The sequence below is a fragment of the Paenibacillus oenotherae genome (genome assembly GCF_019443105.1).
Classification (GTDB): Bacteria; Bacillota; Bacilli; order Paenibacillales; family Paenibacillaceae; genus Paenibacillus_Z; species Paenibacillus_Z oenotherae.
The window spans coordinates 13289-29835 of sequence record NZ_JAHZIJ010000005.1 but is presented as its reverse complement, the minus strand read 5'-3'; the positions used below and the strand labels follow the sequence as shown (position 1 = coordinate 29835).

Below are 16547 nucleotides of genomic sequence, written 5' to 3'. Positions count from 1 at the left end.
CCCGTGTCGAACAAGTAGAAGGTTGAAGCTGCGAAGGAATCGTGGCGCAGCCTTCTTTTTTTTTGCAGGAGGGAGTGGAGGCGTTGGACGCTGTATGGGAAGTGCTCCGACTGGCTGGCACAGCGGCAGTGCAATTGCTGTTGTCACCGTTCTATTATTTGGCGATATTGCTTATCATGCTTCAATATATGAGACAGACCCGGCTGGAGCGCAAATTGTTCCATGTCCGGCTGCGTGCTTGGCCAAGGCAGCTGGGAAGAACGATGCTTGCCGGTTTGATTGTAGGGGTAATTGCCTCCTGTGCCGGATTGTTTCTGGGCGTCTCGGTGACAGGAGAGGCTGTTCTGTGGATGTGGGGTACCGCTGCGCTGCTGGCTGTCATTCGCGTCAGATATTTATGTTTTGCTTATGCGGCCGGCTTGCTCGGCGTTCTGCAATGGGGACTGGGCTGGTCGCCGCTAGCGGAACGGGGAGATTGGCTGGGGACAGCGGCGGCTTCCTTGGATCGGTTGGATATACCGGGGCTGCTGGTTCTTGTGGCGCTGATGCATGTGGCGGAAGCGCTGCTTATTCGCTGGCAGGGAGCGCGGTTTGCCAGTCCGCTGTTTCTTGAGGGCAAGCGCGGGAAGCTCGTGGGCGCTTACGCGCTGCAGGGCTATTGGCCTGTGCCGATGCTGATGCTGGTTCCGGCAGCGGCAGGGAGCGGCGCTGAGGCATCACTCCCATGGGCGACTCTGCTAGGGGACGGAACAATTGGCATGGGCTGGACGATGGTCGGTTTTCCGATGATGATCGGTTTTACGGAACTGACGCGAACGCTGCTGCCGGAAGTCAAGGCACGGGCGGCCTCGCAAGCATTGCTTCTGTATGGGCTGATTGTTGCCGCACTGGCGATCGGTTCGGCGTTCTGGTCGCCGCTCACATTGCCTGCAGCGCTTTGTGCGCTGCTGCTGCATGAGCTGCTGCTGCTTGTCAGCTTTCTTAAAGAAGAGGCGAGAAGCCCGATCTATGTGCATGATGATCGGGGACTGTGCGTGCTGGCGGTCATTCCGGGCACGCCGGCAGAGGCGATGGGCATCCTCGCAGGCGAGATTCTGCACAAAGTGAATGGCGTAAGAGTGCGCAAGATTGAAGAGCTGTATGCCGCCCTGCACGTCAACTCCGCTTTCTGCAAGCTGGAGGTGCTGAATCATGAAGGGCACATCAAGTTTGTGCAGCGGGCGAGATATGCGGGCGAGCACCATCAGCTTGGCGTCATATTGGCCCCGGACGAGAGGGCCGGCTATTATGCCGCAGCGCGTCCCGCTTCATTGCTTGATCTGATTCGGCGGGGCAGGCTTGCAAGACGGAGGGAAGGGACGTCGGTCTCTTCATAAGCGGTAGTAAAGGGTTAACAAGGAACCTTCAGATCCACTTTTATAGTGGTTATGAAGGTTCCTTGTGCAATTTATGGGTTTGACTCACTCGGGCCTACCCTTTTGGGTTTTGGGATAACCCCCTCAGGCCGTTGTGAAAGCGAGGCAATATGGCGGTGCTCAGTGATGAGGCTGGCGTAAGCGGTATAATTAAGAAGCTGTCCGATGTGGATGCCTGCGATCATCAGTCTGTTGACGTGCTTCTCACCAGAGAACGATTCGTCATTCAAACGCCGAGGCATGCGAGATGCTAAAGATGCGAGCCAGGCGAAACATGTGAAACATGCGAAACGGCAGCTTTTTTCTCATTTCTGACCCCATGAAGGTGAAATTCCTGCCAGCGTGCAGGCATTTCACCTTCGTTTTCTCTTATCGGCTGATTTCTCCTGAAATTCATGCATGATCGCAGGAATTCTGCCATTAAGGCGTCTTGGAACCGAAATTCATGCACATTCGCAGGCTTCTTACTCTGTCACGCTGCTTTCACCTCAATTGGAGAAAGGTGAAAGGCAACGCTGGGGGAACCCCCAGGAACGGTCATTGTCGATGCAATATAGCGGCGAACCTGCTCAGTAGTGGGGGTGCATGAACCAAGAAGCGCGAGCGACAGGGGGGAAATACCACTGTCGCTCGCGCCTTTTTACTAATCTTGAAGTAATCACTGTCCAAAACGATAATAATCTGCTTATGGGACAGCCCATTTTTTGCGAAGACAACTTATTTCGTCTAAATTGACGGGTTAGAAGTTAGTATAGCAGGGGATTGGAGAAGAAGAAGCAACTGTAAACGTTTCGGAAACAACAGGCATTGAGATAGTAGAGATTGGCGGCGAGTTTCGGGTCACAAATGTGCGTAAATATGCTTTGTAAGTTCCTGCAGGAAGGCCACAGGGGCGGCTCCCGGAAGTGTAACTGGTGTCCCCAGGATTATTAAAGCCGACATTGATTACTCTATATTGGATTTCTGAGCCGCCCACGATTCGGTAAATATCAATCGTCCCTGTTGTATTTGTTGTACTATAGTACGGGATCGGGAAGATCGGATACACGGTCCAGGAAAAAGTAGCATTGGAAAAAGTGAAAATGGCAGTCCCTGTAGGGCCGCTTGCCGACCCCGCTTGAGCGGTTATTGGCGCGAATACCACACATAGGATCAATATGGCCATCATCCAGAACTTTGGTTTTCCAGCTATCATTAGATCACCGTTCCTCTCAAATTGGTAAAATCGTTATTGCCGTCCACTGTCCACATCTCGTTGCTGCTTGTGCGCACACCTGGGTAGCAATCATCGCTCGTTTTCGACCACCGCCTTATTTCGCAATATTGCAGCTGCAGCCATAATATAGCACATGTCATGAAATCCAGATATGATAGTTAATAACCATTTTAAAACGCTTACATTTTGTCGAATGCACGAATGTTAACATTCCTTACGTCCTATAACAAAACAAGCCCGGTAGGTACCGGGCTTGCAGAAGGCTAGTACTTTTGTTGGCAGGACGAACTTAAAGTAGATCACAAATGAGCGGATGCTGGCGGTTAGATCGGCGGGTTATTGGAGCGTGCAGCATGGCTCCGCTTGATAGCTCGTCTACTGCCCGCTGCGCAGTACCGTAATTTCAACGCGGCGGTTTTTCTGCCGGTTCGCTTCGGTCGTGTTTGGAGCGACTGGCCGGGTATCACTGTAACCGGCAATCTTGAATTTTTTCGGCTCCAGCTTCTTCTCATCGACGAAATACCGGAGTACAGCGAGCGATCGGCCTGCCGACAGCCCCCAGTTATCCTGATAAGCGCCACCCTTCTGAATCGGCAAATTATCGGTATGTCCCTCGATGCTGATAATGTTGTCCAGCTGCTTAAACAGGCTGGCCATTTTGGCGAGTACCGGAAAAGCGCCTTTTTTGAGATCGGCTTTGCCGAGATCGAACAGAAATTTATCGGACAGTCGGATCGTAATTCCTTCCGGCGTATCCGCGACAAAAACCAGGTTCTCCAGATGGTTCTGCTTCACATAGGATTGAATGACCTTAAATAGATCCTGAAGCTCCTGTTCCTTACGTTGCTTCTGCGCTTCCAATCGTTCCTTCTCCGGGTCCTCCACCTTCTCGGCGGTTTTCGCCGGTTCGGGCTGTTTGGCGGGATCAAGAGACCCTGTCAGACCGGAGCCCATCTCCAGCACCGTATCCGACTTGCGGAACTCCAGCTGCAGCGATTGGGCAAGCACATCGTATTTTTTAATATCAAGCTGACTCATCGCATACAGAACAACGAAAAAGATCATCAGCAGTGTAATCAGATCCGCATAGGTAATTAGCCATCGCTCATGATTCTCCTGCGGCTGCTGCTTCTTTCTACTCCTTCGGCGCATTGTCTTCCACCTTCTTCGCCCGCGGATTTTCCGGCTCCAGCAGCATAAAGGAAGTCAGTTTTTTGCGGATCAGTTGCGGATTTTCACCGGCCTGCAAACCCAGTATGCCTTCAAGCATGAGCTCAAGCATTTGCACATGCTCCTGGGTATTCATTTTGATTTTTGACGCCAGCGGCAAATAGATGACATTCGCGCTTGCGACTCCATACAAGGTAGCTGTAAAAGCGACCGCTATGGATGGCCCGAGCGTGCCGGGATCGGATAAGTTGCTCAGGACATGGATCAGTCCCATAACTGTACCGATAATTCCCATCGTTGGCGCGTAGCCGCCTGCCGCTTCGAATATTTTGGCCTGACCTTCGCGCTTGCGTTCCATGGCATCGATTTCAAGCTCCAGAATTTCACGTGTAAGCTCAGGATCTGTACCGTCAACGACCATTAACAATCCATTGCGGAGGAAAGGAACCTCCACCTCGACAGCCTGATTCTCCAGGGCAAGCACGCCTTCGCGACGGGCAATGGTGGCCATATCTACGATGCGGTCGATCATTTTGAGAGTATCGGGAGAGGATTTGCCGAATGCAAACCGCAGGGAATCGGGGATTTGCTTGAGCTTGCTTAACGGGAAGCTGACTGCGACAGCGGCGAACGTGCCTCCGAATACAATGAGCACAGCTGTCTTCTCAAAGAGACTTTCCGCATGCCCGCCATCCCATATAAACCCTAAGAATAGCGAAAGCAATCCCGCGATAATGCCAATGACTGTCGTTACATCCATCTGAACGATTCACTCTCCATCTCATATTATCAGCTGCGTTAATCCATAAACCGCCCGACTTTGCCACGAATAACAACGATTGCATCACAAGGGCAAAATCGGTATAATTGATGGGAACACATATTCTTATGCTTGTCGATGGCAGGCAGCATTGCCGGCCAATCGGCTTCTTGGATGCAGGACAATAGAACATCTCGTCGCAACAAGACGTACTGTCTATTTTATCGGGATAAATGGGTATACAAGTAAATAGGTCTTTATTCATAGATATTGCAGGATTGGGGTGTATGAAGTCATGTCTGAGAAAGTAATGAAGCCCGGCGTATTCGAACTTAAGTCCGAATACACGCCGCAGGGCGACCAGCCGGAGGCCATTAAGCGGTTGACAGCAGGGATACATGAGGGCGCCAGGTATCAGACGCTGCTCGGCGCTACAGGAACAGGCAAGACGTATACCATTGCGAACATGATCGCGAAGCTGAATCGTCCGACGCTTGTTATTGCGCACAACAAGACGCTTGCCGCGCAGCTGTGCAGCGAATTTAAAGAATTTTTCCCCGACAATGCCGTTGAATATTTCGTAAGCTACTACGACTACTACCAGCCGGAAGCCTATATTCCGTCCTCTGATACCTTCATCGAGAAAGACTCCAGCATCAATGATGAGATCGACAAGCTGCGCCACTCCGCTACCAGTTCCTTGTTTGAACGCCGTGACGTCATTATTGTAGCCAGTGTGTCTTGCATATACGGTCTCGGCTCTCCCAATGAATATGGAAGCATGGTGCTCAGTCTGCGTACCGGGATGGAGAAGTCACGGGATCAGATTCTGCACAAGCTGGTCGATATTCAGTATCAGCGCAATGACATCAACTTCGCACGGGGTACGTTCCGTGTGCGGGGCGACATAATCGAAATTTTCCCGATAGCGAACAACGAGCGGGCTATTCGTGTGGAATTGTTCGGCGATGAGATTGAACGGATCACGGAGATCGACGTCTTGACGGGAGAGATTATAGGGGAGCGTGAGCACACGGCGATCTTCCCGGCCTCTCACTTTGTTACACATGAGGATACAATGCGGGTAGCTGTCAAGAACATCGAGGCAGAGCTTGAGGAACGGCTGGCCGAGCTGCGGGAGCAGGGCAAGCTGCTGGAGCTGCAGCGGCTGGAGCAGCGGACACGCTATGATATCGAAATGATGCAGGAGATGGGCTTCTGCTCCGGCATCGAGAATTATTCGGGTCCATTGACCTTCCGCGAGCGGGGGGCAACGCCCTATACGCTGCTGGACTATTTTCCTGACGATATGCTGATCGTTGTGGACGAGTCTCATGTCACGCTGCCGCAAATACGGGCTATGTACAATGGTGACCGCGCTCGGAAGGAAGTGCTGGTCGACCACGGTTTCCGCCTGCCTTCAGCGATGGACAACAGGCCGCTGCGTTTCGAGGAGTTCGAGGAGAAATTGAAGCAGATTGTTTTCGTTTCGGCGACTCCCGGCCCTTATGAGCTGGAGCATTGTCCGACGATGGTAGAGCAGATTATCCGGCCAACCGGCCTGCTTGATCCTATCATTGAAGTGCGTCCGACCAAAGGGCAAATCGATGACCTGCTTGGCGAGATTCGCGACCGGATTGCCCGTGACGAGCGTGTGCTGGTTACGACGCTGACGAAGAAGATGGCGGAGGATTTGACCGATTACATGAAGGAGGTCGGCATTAAGGTTCGTTACCTTCATTCCGATATTAAGACGCTGGAGCGGCTGTCTATTCTGCGTGATCTCCGTCTTGGCGTATTCCATGTGCTAATTGGGATCAATCTGCTGAGGGAAGGCCTGGACTTGCCAGAAGTTTCGCTTGTGGCCATTCTGGATGCGGACAAGGAAGGATTCCTCCGCTCCGAGCGCTCTCTCATACAAACGATTGGACGGGCGGCCCGGAACTCGGATGGACGCGTCATTATGTACGGCGACAAGATGACCGATTCTATGGACAGAGCGATCTCGGAGACAGAACGGCGGCGAAGCGTTCAGATCGCGCACAATGAGAAGCATGGCGTTACGCCAATGACGATCCGCAAGAAAGTGCACGCGGTTATCGAGGCGACGAAGGTTGCCGAGCAGAAGAGTGATTACTTGGCGGGCTCGAACATCGACAAGATGTCGAAGAAAGAGCGTCAGAAGCTCATCCAGCGTCTCGAAGAGGAGATGAAGCAGGCCGCGAAGGATTTGCAGTTCGAAAGGGCTGCCGAGCTTCGTGACGCACTTCTTGAACTCAAGGCGGAGATGGGCTGAATAGGTATACAAGTTACGAAGTTCGTTTTCCTGCGGGAGACGTTTAGGAGGAGAAACTGTGGCTAGTGATTCGATTATTATTAAAGGGGCCAGAGCCCACAATTTAAAAAATATCGATGTGACCATCCCGCGCGACAAATTTGTTGTATTGACGGGCTTGAGCGGATCAGGCAAATCATCGCTTGCGTTCGATACGATTTATGCGGAGGGGCAACGCCGATACGTTGAATCATTATCCGCATATGCACGGCAATTTCTGGGCCAGATGGAGAAGCCGGATGTAGATTCAATCGATGGCTTGTCCCCGGCTATCTCTATTGATCAGAAGACGACAAGCCGGAATCCGCGTTCGACTGTGGGCACAGTCACGGAGATCTACGATTACTTGCGGCTGCTCTTTGCCCGTATCGGCAAGCCGCATTGTCCGGAGCATGGGATTGAGATCACATCGCAGACGATAGAGCAGATGGTGGACCGGATCATGGAGTATCCGGAGCGTACGAAGCTGCAAATTTTGGCGCCGATTGTCTCAGGACGCAAGGGCGAGCATACGAAGCTGCTTGCAGATATTCAGAAGCAGGGATTCGTAAGGGTCCGCGTCAATGGCGAATTGCGCGAGCTCGGCGAGAAGATTGAGCTGGAGAAGAACAAGAAGCATAGCATCGAGGTCGTTGTTGACCGGATTGTCGTTAAAGAGGATATTCATAGCCGTTTGGCTGACTCCATCGAGACGGCGCTCAAATTATCGGACGGACAAGTGCTTATCGATGTGATGGAGAAGGAAGAGCTGATGTTCAGCTCTAATCTGGCCTGTCCTTCCTGCGGTTTCAGCATTGATGAACTGGCGCCCCGGATGTTCTCCTTCAACAGCCCTTATGGAGCTTGTCCGGAATGTGACGGACTTGGCATGAAGATGATCGTCGATCCTGAACTGCTGGTGCCAGACAACAGCAAATCGATTCAGGAGGGTGCGTTTGAAGCATGGGCGGGCAGCACCTCCAACTACTACCCGCAGTTTCTTGAATCCGTATGCCAGCACTACAGCATTCCCAGAGACGTGCCTGTTAGCGAACTGTCCCCTGAACATATGAAGAAGCTGCTGTATGGGACCGGAGGAGAGCGTGTCCGTTTCCGTTACGAGAATGATTTCGGTCATTCCAAGGAGGCGTATGTGCCTTTCGAAGGCATCGTGAACAATTTGGAGCGCCGTTATCGGGAGACGGGATCTGATGGTATTCGCGAGCACATCGAGCAGTACATGAGTGCGAAGGCGTGCAGCAGCTGCAAAGGACACAGGCTTCGCAAAGAAAGTCTGGCTGTCACGATAGGGAGCCAGAATATTTCCTTCGTTACTTCGCTTTCCATAGGCGAAGCGCAGCGCTTCTTCGATGCGCTGGAGCTCAATGAGAAAGAGATGACAATTGCTAACCTGATTCTCAAAGAGATCAACAGCCGTCTCGGATTTCTCGTCAATGTCGGATTGCAGTATTTGACGCTCAGCAGGGCGGCGGGAACGCTATCCGGCGGCGAGGCGCAGCGTATCCGGCTCGCGACACAGATCGGATCGAGCTTGATGGGTGTCCTGTATATTCTGGACGAGCCCAGCATCGGTTTGCATCAGCGGGACAATGACAAGCTGATCCAGACGCTTGAGCATATGCGGGATCTCGGCAACACGCTCATCGTGGTAGAGCATGACGAGGATACGATGCTTGCTGCGGATTATATTATCGATATCGGGCCAGGAGCGGGAATTCACGGTGGACAAGTGATGTCCAAGGGAACTCCGCAGGAGGTCATGGCGGACGAGAACTCACTTACAGGAGCCTATCTGAGCGGGCGCAGATTCATTCCGGTTCCGCTGGAGCGGCGTGCGACGACGGACAAGTGGCTGGAGGTGCGCGGGGCGAAGGAGAATAACCTTCGCGGCCTTAATGTGAAGATACCTCTGGGTGTGTTTGCAGCTGTTACAGGTGTATCGGGCTCCGGCAAATCTACGCTGGTGAATGAAATTCTGTATAAGACGCTGGCACGCGACCTCAATAAAGCGAAGGTTCGTCCAGGTGAGCATAAGGAAATTCGCGGACTGGAGCATATCGAGAAAGTTATCGATATCGACCAATCGCCGATCGGCCGTACACCGCGCTCCAATCCGGCTACGTACACCGGTGTTTTCGATGATATACGCGATCTGTTCGCTACGATTAACGAATCGAAGGTGCGCGGCTACAAGAAGGGCCGATTCAGCTTCAATGTGAAGGGCGGCCGATGCGAGGCATGCCGCGGAGATGGCATCATCAAGATCGAGATGCATTTCCTCCCCGATGTCTATGTTCCTTGCGAGATCTGTAAGGGCAAGCGCTATAACCGCGAGACACTGGAAGTGAAGTATAAGGGAAAGAGCATTGCCGATATTCTGGAACTGACTATTGAGGATGCGTGCGAGTTTTTCAAGAACCTTCCCCGCATCCATCGCAAGATGCAAACCTTGCTTGATGTCGGGCTAGGTTATATGAATCTTGGCCAGCCGGCAACGACTCTCTCCGGCGGCGAGGCGCAGCGCGTGAAGCTCGCGGCAGAGCTGTATCGGCGGAGCACCGGCAAGACCTTGTATATTCTTGACGAGCCCACAACTGGCTTGCACGTCGACGATATTGACCGGCTGCTCATCGTCCTGCACCGCTTAGTTGAGTCGGGAGAATCCGTACTCGTAATCGAGCATAATCTTGATGTAATCAAGACGGCCGATTATCTGATAGATCTGGGTCCTGAAGGCGGCAACGGCGGCGGACAGATTGTAGCAGTCGGCACACCGGAGCAGGTCGTCAAGGTGGACGGCTCTTACACGGGCAGCTACTTGAAGCCGATTCTCGCGCGTGACCGTGAACGGACGATTGCTGGGCAGCAGGCAGCAGAAGGCGTTGCAGCGGGTCGCTCGGAGTAGAACATACAGCAGCAGGAATAGCCCCTTCACAGAGTGATGCAGTATTCTGTGAAGGGGCTATTATGAATCAAAAAATCCTCTGCGGCGGCACTCGAAGCGCCTAAGCAGAGGATTATTAATTAACCAGCCAAAATTTCGGTTAGTTTCTCTTGGAATGCAGGTACGCCTACACGGTTGACGTAGTTGTGGAACGATTCGCCAGACTCGCGGCCTTCCTTGTAGAACAGGATCAGCTTAGCGAGAACTTCTGCAACATCGTCGCCTTTCACACGGCCTTTAAGCGCCTGGTTAAACTTCGCTCCTGGTCCGAGAATACCGCCAACAGCGATATCGAATGCATCAACCATGCCTTCAGGAGTTTTCACAAGCGAGCCCTGAAGACCGATGTCAGCGATATGCTTCTGACCGCAAGCATTCGGGCAGCCAATGAAGTGGATGCGGATCTTCTCATCCAGCTCTACGTTGGCATCCAAATATTCAGCAACGCGGACCGCACGAACCTTCGTCTCGACGACAGCGAGATTACAGAACTCGTTGCCTGTGCAAGAGACAGTGCGGCTCATAAAGTGCTTCGCATTTGGGGACAAGCGTTGAAGAACAGGTGCTTTAAGCGCTTCTTCGACTTTCTCAGTCGGGATGCCGCTCAGCATAATGTTCTGGGACATCGTCGTGCGGATTTTGCCGTCTCCGTATTGATCGGCAACATCTGCCAACTGTTCGAACTCATCAGCGTTTGTACGGCCTACTGGAACGTTCAAGCCGATGAAGTTCAATCCTTCTTGAGCTTGCGGGTATACGCCATCATAGTATACGGCGTTCCAACCGGCAATTTTGCTCTCGCCTTTGGAAGGCATGTCGCCAATAATCTCAATCAGCTTCTCTTTGAACTTCTCAGGGCCCCAGTCAGCAACGAGAAATTTGAGACGGGCTTGATGGCGCTTCTCACGATAGCCGTAGTCACGGAATATCGTCGTTACGCCAATGGCAACTTTAAGCGCTTCTTCCGGGCGAATGAAAATATCAAGCTCTTGAGCGAGATGAGGCTTCGCTGACAAGCCGCCGCCTACATAGGCATGGAAGCCGATAACTTCTTGTCCGTCAATGACTTTCGTAGCCGGAACGTAAGCCAGATCGTTAATCTCTGCATGAGCATTGTTATAAATGTTGGCAGAGATGGACATTTTATATTTGCGGGGCAGGTTTGAGAAATCACGATTCATCAGGAAGAAATCATTGATCTGTTCAACGATCTCGCGAGTATCCATCAGCTCGTCCTTGTCAATGCCGGCAAGCGGATTGCCTACGATGGTACGCGGGCAGTCGCCGCAAGCTTCATACGAATAAAGGCCGACCGCTTCCAAACGCTTGAAGATATCTGGCAGATGCTCTACGCGCAGCCAGTGGTACTGAATGGCTTGACGGGTAGTGACATCAATCAGGTCACGGCCGTAATCACGGGCGATCGAAGCGAGTGCACGTGCCTGCTCGGAGGTAATGATACCGGTATTGATGCGAACACGCATCATGAAGTGCCCGTCACGCGGTTTTTGCTCATAAACTCCAGCCCATTTGAAACGATTCATATCATCTTCTGTTATGGAGTCGTATCCTTCTGCTGCATACTGGTCGATGATCGTGCGAATAACGTCCAGGCCATCTTTCTCCATCTTGACGAACTCGAATTTATTCAATTTGGACGGGTCTTTCATCCAAACGGCTTCATACGCCATTGTTTGTTCCTCCTTAGGTTGGGCTCATACTTGAAATCCGACGATTCAGGTATGAATATACTACGAGAATGGTAACATATTTTGTGGATAGCGACAATGGATGTCCGGTGCATAGCTATAAGAGTTTGTTATATGAAGCATTTACTGCGGTTATAATGAAATAAACCATCCTCAATTGGTGACAAACTTGTTACGATTCGCATTTCGCACTTGCATCGAAGGCGGGATACGGCTAACATAAACTAAGATAGGCAACGTGCGAAAAAAGGAGGCACCCCCATGTTTCTTGCTGAAGAAGCTGCAAAGGCAGTTGATAAGTTCGATCCGTTTGATATCATGATGCTGCTGTTCACAGTAGTTATTCTGATCGGATGGATTCGCCTTGCAATGGCTCGGCCGAAGAAGAACATCTTCGCGCTCGGATTTACGACTGTTGCACTCGGCTTGTTCCTATTTGCCGACTATATCATGATCTTTAAAGTGTGGTTGGGCGAGTAGTTCATCGACATTGATGCGTGAACAAATAATAAGCCGCCGAAGTCTTGTATTGGACAAGACTTCGGCGGCTTTTTTCGTTATGCAACGCTGCTTACACCCACCACATTTCGCCAAGCGGCTCACGGATCAGAATCTGCTGCAGGTTTTGTACAGCTTTGGTGAAGCCTTCGTCAACAGACATAAGGCCATCCTCGTGCTCGATGCTGACTACATAATCGTAGCCGACAAGACGAAGGGCGCTGATCATATCAGCCCAGACCTTCATATCATGGCCGTAGCCGACAGTACGGAACTGCCATGCGCGGTCGAGCATCAGCGAGTAGGACTGCATGTCCGTTACGCCATGATGGTTGACGTTGATAGGGTCGATGGAAGTATCCTTCGCATGGAAGTGGTGAATGGCGCCAGCGCGTCCCAAAATATGTATAGCTTGCACCGGATCAATTCCTTGCCACCACATATGGCTTGGATCAAGGTTAGCGCCGATTGCATCGCCAGCAGCTTCACGCAGACGAAGCAATGTAGCCGGGCTGTGGACGGAGAAGCCGCCATGAAGCTCCAAGCCGATCTTCACATTGTTCTCTGCAGCCAGCTTGCCGATCTCGGTCCAGTAAGGAATGATTTTCTCTTCCCATTGCCATTTGAGAATTTCTTGAAAGTCATTCGGCCATGGTGCGATCGGCCAATTCGGATATTTGGCGTCCTCATGGTCGCCAGGGCAGCCGGAGAATGTGTTCACTACAGCTACGCCAAGCTTGGAGGCCAGTTGAATCGTCTTGCGGATGACAGCATCATCTGCGCTTGCAATATCTTTTTGCGGGTGGAGCGGGTTGCCGTGGCAGCTAAGCGCGCTGATCGTGATGCCGCGTGAATCAACAGCAGCCTTGAATGCTTGCAGCTTGCTCTCATCGGCAAGCAGACCATCAAGATCACAGTGAGCATTGCCCGGATATCCGCCTGTACCGATTTCGATGGCGTCAAGTCCTTTAGCAGCGATGTAATCGAGCGTTTCGTCCAGCGTTTTTTGTGAGAATAGAACGGAAAATACACCAAGTTTCATAAGTTACATTAACCTCCCGGTTCAATTGAGTAGCTTGCTTGTATATGTCTTCATTATATCACGTGCCATATAGAAGTATAAGTCGGCGGGGTAGTAAATAACAAAATGGCATATGAACTGAGCAAAAAATGAAAGCGCGGCAAGCATTGTATAAAAAGCGAATATACTGGTTTGTGTCCAATAGTCTGTGGGAATCGAAAACAGAAAAGCATCATTTTAGCGTATACGCCCTTTAGCAATTTTTTAACTGGAGTTTCTATAGAATTAGTTTGAAACATGGAAGGTTCTATAGTAAGGTTAGCATAGCTAAATCTAGCATATTTTAACTATCATGAATGATGATTCGAACGGAGGAGCAAGAATGAGCAACAAGTGGCTTCGCCTTATTGCGGGCCTGGCTGCCGGAGTGCTGCTGCTGGCAGGCACATCGCTGGCGGCAGGCGGCGCGGGTACGGGCGGGCATTCACTAGAAGCAAAGGTTATCAATGGGGAAGTGTATGTCAAAGCAAGCTCGCTGACCAAAGCGCTTGGCGGAACAGGCACTTACAATGGGACAACCAAAAGCTACACCTATACGCCGGCATCCGCCGTGCCTGATGTCATTAAGAAAGTGTCGCCTTCAGTTGTGGCCATAATCGGCAAGCCTGGGGACAGCAGCAGTGATGACCGTTATGCGCTGGCGCATGGAACTGGTGTTGTCTGGAAGGCTGACGGATGGATTGTGACGAATGCGCATGTTGTGAAAGGCATGAAGAATCTCGTAGTCGTTACAGCGGACGGCAAGCAGTTCGAGGGCAAAATTACGCACTTCGACGAACTAAGCGATTTGGCGATGGTCAAGATCAATGCTTCGAAGCTGCCTACAGCAGTATTTGCGCCTGACCCGCTTAAATTGCAGATGGGAGAAACGGTTATCGCAATCGGCACACCGGTCTCCTTCTCCCTCCGCAACACAGCGACGACGGGGATATTGAGCGGCATGAACCGCTCTATCTCATCCGCCTACAAGCTGCTTCAGACAGATGCGGCTATTAACCCGGGCAACAGCGGCGGACCGCTTGTCAATTTGAAGGGTGAGGTAATCGGAATCAACTCGCTCAAATTTGTCAGTGAGGGCATCGAGAGCCTTGGCTTCTCGATACCGAGCGACACGGTGCGTTATGTTGTGAACCATTTCTTCAAATATGGCAAAGTGAACCGCGCTTCACTAGGCTTGGAGCTGGAGGAAAGCTGGGCAGCTATAGTCGGATTGCCGACGACGGAGCCGCTCAAGGTGAAAGCTGTAGAAAGCGAATCAGCCAGCAAGGCGGGGATCGCACAGGACGACCTTCTTTATTCTGTTGGAGGCAAGGGGATTACATCGATCGTGGAGCTGAATGAACTGCTTAAAGGCTATTTGCCAGGACAGCAGATTGAAGTCATGCTCCAGTCCGATGGAGATCTGATCAAGCGCAAGCTTACTTTGGTTCAAGGGTAACGGTTTGGAAAGAACATCTTATTTCAGGGAGAGGTAAGAACAAATGCTAAGACGACTATGTACAATTATACTAACGATTTGCCTGCTTGCAGCGCTTGCTCCGGCAGTTGCCGGAGCTGCAGGAGAAGCAGTAGAAATTAAGCTCGCTATCGGAAGCCCGACGCTTTCGGTCAATGGTGTAGAGTCTGTCATCCAGAAGCCGTTTCAAACCAATGGCACGACCATGGTGCCGATAAGCGTCATTACGAAGGCGTTTGGAGCGGGTCTAACGCTGGAAAACAACAAAATTATAACCCTTTCTTATAATGGGACTTCCGTCATTCTGACGATTGGCAGCAAAACAGTAAAAGTTAACGGGGCACCGATTACACTTACGGCCGAGCCGCGTATTGTCAACAATGTAACGATGGTGCCGCTGCGGGTCATCGTATCGGCATTCGGTGCTGCCCTGGATTTGAAGGGCAAGCAAATTACGATCAAGGGATCGAAGGCAAGCGGCCTCTCCAGCAGCGGCAATACCGGGGGGATCAACCCTGACGCTGGCAAGACGAAGATCGGAGACAGCTATCATAACTGGTCGGCTAATTATCCTAGCAATCTTGTACTTGGAGCTTCAAGCGATAACGGGGAATGGACGAGCTGGGAGAACGCGAATGGCGAGTCTGCGATAAACATATGGATCAAGACAGTCGAAGAGACACTTTCCAAGGAGGAGCTTCGCCAGGAAATTGCCGAATACTTCTATGGAAGTGAATTCGCTGTTGAGAAGACATCCATTAAGATAGGCGGTCTAGCCTTCGAGAAAATCATCAGCCGGGACCGGGATGGCTGGTTCTTCGAATACCGGGCAATTCAGCAGGATAACCGCTTGTACATCGTTGCTGCCGGAATGAAGGCGGACAACAAGAGCAAGCTGAGCACAGTCCAGAGCTTCATGGACAGTTTCAAGCCTTCTTTTAATAAGAATGATCGTTCATTAAAGGATATAACGAAGGTGAAAGACGGCTTCATCTCCTTTGAGGATAAGGAATACGGACTATCAGTCCGCCTGCCGGTGGATTGGTATCGCGATACGGAAGGATCGAGTCCTTCCTTTTACAACAATGATGAAAGTATATTTAACGCTTCGATCAGTTCCTTGGCCGAGGAGGATTCAGCAGAGAAAGTATACGCGCGCAATAAGGCGTTCCGGACAGCCAACTATGCGCCGAACTATATGCGGAATATGACCGAGTCGAGCCTGACATTAAAGGATGGGGAAGCTCGAGTATTAACCTATGAATACACGTGGGATACCAAGACCTGGTACAAGCAGTATGATGTGCTTATGGTTGTCGACGGATTCCAATATGAGCTGGATTATTCGGTTCTGCTTGAGAAGGATTCGGAGAAGCTGTTCAAGGATATTATGGCATCTGTCGATCTGGACACCGATTACGTAGAGGAGAATTTCATTGGCATTGAGAATGAATTCGATCCCGCCGTTGATCGTGGCAAAACGACGAAGACTAGCAAGAAATATGGCTATTCCATTGATCTGAACAAAAATTGGATCGGCACGTTCAAAGATTTTGAGGAAGACAGCGTGCTCTATTACACAGGTGTCGGGATCCTTTATATTGAAATATTCGAATCGATGAAGGTATCGGACTTTATTCAATCCTTCCGGGCTTCCGTTGAAGAGGGCGACGGCAAGATCACTAAGAATACGGAGGCCGTGACGATCAATGGCCTTCAAGCGATGAAGCTTACGGCTCATTTTGACAACATCGAGGAAGGACAGCCGTATGTTTCAGAGATTTATATTTTTGAGAAGAATGGGAACCTGTACGCTTTGAATTCCATTACGTACGATGCTCATTACTCTGAAGCGAATATTGCGCGCATGAACGAAACGATCCAATCCTTCACCTTCACGAACTGATTTTTACTTCTACGAACCAATTAGAACAATTAACGAGGCCGCTTCTTTCCGATGATT

Annotated in this window: 11 protein-coding genes; 7 read left to right on the top strand and 4 right to left on the bottom strand. The window is 51.0% G+C overall.

All coding sequences use genetic code 11. The annotated features are described in order from the left end of the window. Positions 1-74: 74 nt before the first annotated feature. Entirely contained in the window at positions 75-1376 is a 1302-nt protein-coding gene (locus tag K0T92_RS09395) for a PDZ domain-containing protein (protein WP_425517643.1), read from the top strand. Between the two features lie 149 nt (positions 1377-1525). Next, positions 1526-1669: a hypothetical protein gene (locus tag K0T92_RS09390; RefSeq protein WP_219872208.1), complete on the top strand. Its 144-nt coding sequence runs from the start codon at positions 1526-1528 to the stop codon at positions 1667-1669. A gap of 1337 nt (positions 1670-3006) precedes the next feature. Here K0T92_RS09390 and K0T92_RS09385 read toward each other — a convergent pair. Both K0T92_RS09385 and K0T92_RS09380 read right to left on the bottom strand, forming a co-directional pair. After that, entirely contained in the window at positions 3007-3783 is a 777-nt protein-coding gene (locus K0T92_RS09385) for an OmpA/MotB family protein (RefSeq protein ID WP_219872207.1), read from the bottom strand. Continuing rightward, a complete protein-coding gene (locus K0T92_RS09380; protein WP_219872206.1) occupies positions 3767-4561 on the bottom strand; it encodes a flagellar motor protein in 795 nt (264 codons plus the stop codon). Before K0T92_RS09380 ends, K0T92_RS09385 begins: the two co-directional genes overlap by 17 nt. A gap of 295 nt (positions 4562-4856) precedes the next feature. Here K0T92_RS09380 and uvrB point away from each other — a divergent pair, with 295 nt between their 5' ends. Continuing rightward, a complete protein-coding gene (gene uvrB / locus K0T92_RS09375) occupies positions 4857-6857 on the top strand; it encodes an excinuclease ABC subunit UvrB (RefSeq protein WP_219872205.1) in 2001 nt (666 codons plus the stop codon). Between the two features lie 58 nt (positions 6858-6915). Continuing rightward, a complete protein-coding gene (gene uvrA / locus K0T92_RS09370) occupies positions 6916-9801 on the top strand; it encodes an excinuclease ABC subunit UvrA (RefSeq protein WP_219872204.1) in 2886 nt (961 codons plus the stop codon). A gap of 119 nt (positions 9802-9920) precedes the next feature. Here uvrA and K0T92_RS09365 read toward each other — a convergent pair whose 3' ends face one another. Beyond that, complete coding sequence (locus K0T92_RS09365) at positions 9921-11531, bottom strand: nitrite/sulfite reductase (RefSeq protein WP_219872203.1); 1611 nt, start codon at positions 11529-11531, stop codon at positions 9921-9923. A 279-nt stretch (positions 11532-11810) separates the two neighbouring features. Here K0T92_RS09365 and K0T92_RS09360 point away from each other — a divergent pair, with 279 nt between their 5' ends. Continuing rightward, positions 11811-12029, top strand: coding sequence for a hypothetical protein (locus K0T92_RS09360; RefSeq protein WP_219872202.1), 219 nt, complete (start codon positions 11811-11813; stop codon positions 12027-12029). 91 nt (positions 12030-12120) lie between these two features. Here K0T92_RS09360 and K0T92_RS09355 read toward each other — a convergent pair whose 3' ends face one another. Continuing rightward, positions 12121-13089, bottom strand: coding sequence for a sugar phosphate isomerase/epimerase family protein (locus K0T92_RS09355; RefSeq protein WP_219872201.1), 969 nt, complete (start codon positions 13087-13089; stop codon positions 12121-12123). Between the two features lie 361 nt (positions 13090-13450). Here K0T92_RS09355 and K0T92_RS09350 point away from each other — a divergent pair, with 361 nt between their 5' ends. Both K0T92_RS09350 and K0T92_RS09345 read left to right on the top strand, forming a co-directional pair. After that, entirely contained in the window at positions 13451-14566 is a 1116-nt protein-coding gene (locus K0T92_RS09350; RefSeq protein WP_219872200.1) for a S1C family serine protease, read from the top strand. Positions 14567-14609: 43 nt separating this feature from the next. Beyond that, a complete protein-coding gene (locus K0T92_RS09345) occupies positions 14610-16490 on the top strand; it encodes a stalk domain-containing protein (RefSeq protein ID WP_219872199.1) in 1881 nt (626 codons plus the stop codon). Positions 16491-16547 lie beyond the last annotated feature (57 nt).

Coding starts and splice junctions, on each gene's coding strand:
- K0T92_RS09390 (WP_219872208.1), top strand. CDS start 1,526: ATGGCGGTGCTCAGTGATGAGGCTGGCGTAAGCGGTATAATTAAGAAG.
- K0T92_RS09385 (WP_219872207.1), bottom strand. CDS start 3,783: ATGCGCCGAAGGAGTAGAAAGAAGCAGCAGCCGCAGGAGAATCATGAG.
- K0T92_RS09380 (WP_219872206.1), bottom strand. CDS start 4,561: ATGGATGTAACGACAGTCATTGGCATTATCGCGGGATTGCTTTCGCTA.
- uvrB (WP_219872205.1), top strand. CDS start 4,857: ATGTCTGAGAAAGTAATGAAGCCCGGCGTATTCGAACTTAAGTCCGAA.
- K0T92_RS09365 (WP_219872203.1), bottom strand. CDS start 11,531: ATGGCGTATGAAGCCGTTTGGATGAAAGACCCGTCCAAATTGAATAAA.
- K0T92_RS09360 (WP_219872202.1), top strand. CDS start 11,811: ATGTTTCTTGCTGAAGAAGCTGCAAAGGCAGTTGATAAGTTCGATCCG.
- K0T92_RS09355 (WP_219872201.1), bottom strand. CDS start 13,089: ATGAAACTTGGTGTATTTTCCGTTCTATTCTCACAAAAAACGCTGGAC.
- K0T92_RS09350 (WP_219872200.1), top strand. CDS start 13,451: ATGAGCAACAAGTGGCTTCGCCTTATTGCGGGCCTGGCTGCCGGAGTG.
- K0T92_RS09345 (WP_219872199.1), top strand. CDS start 14,610: ATGCTAAGACGACTATGTACAATTATACTAACGATTTGCCTGCTTGCA.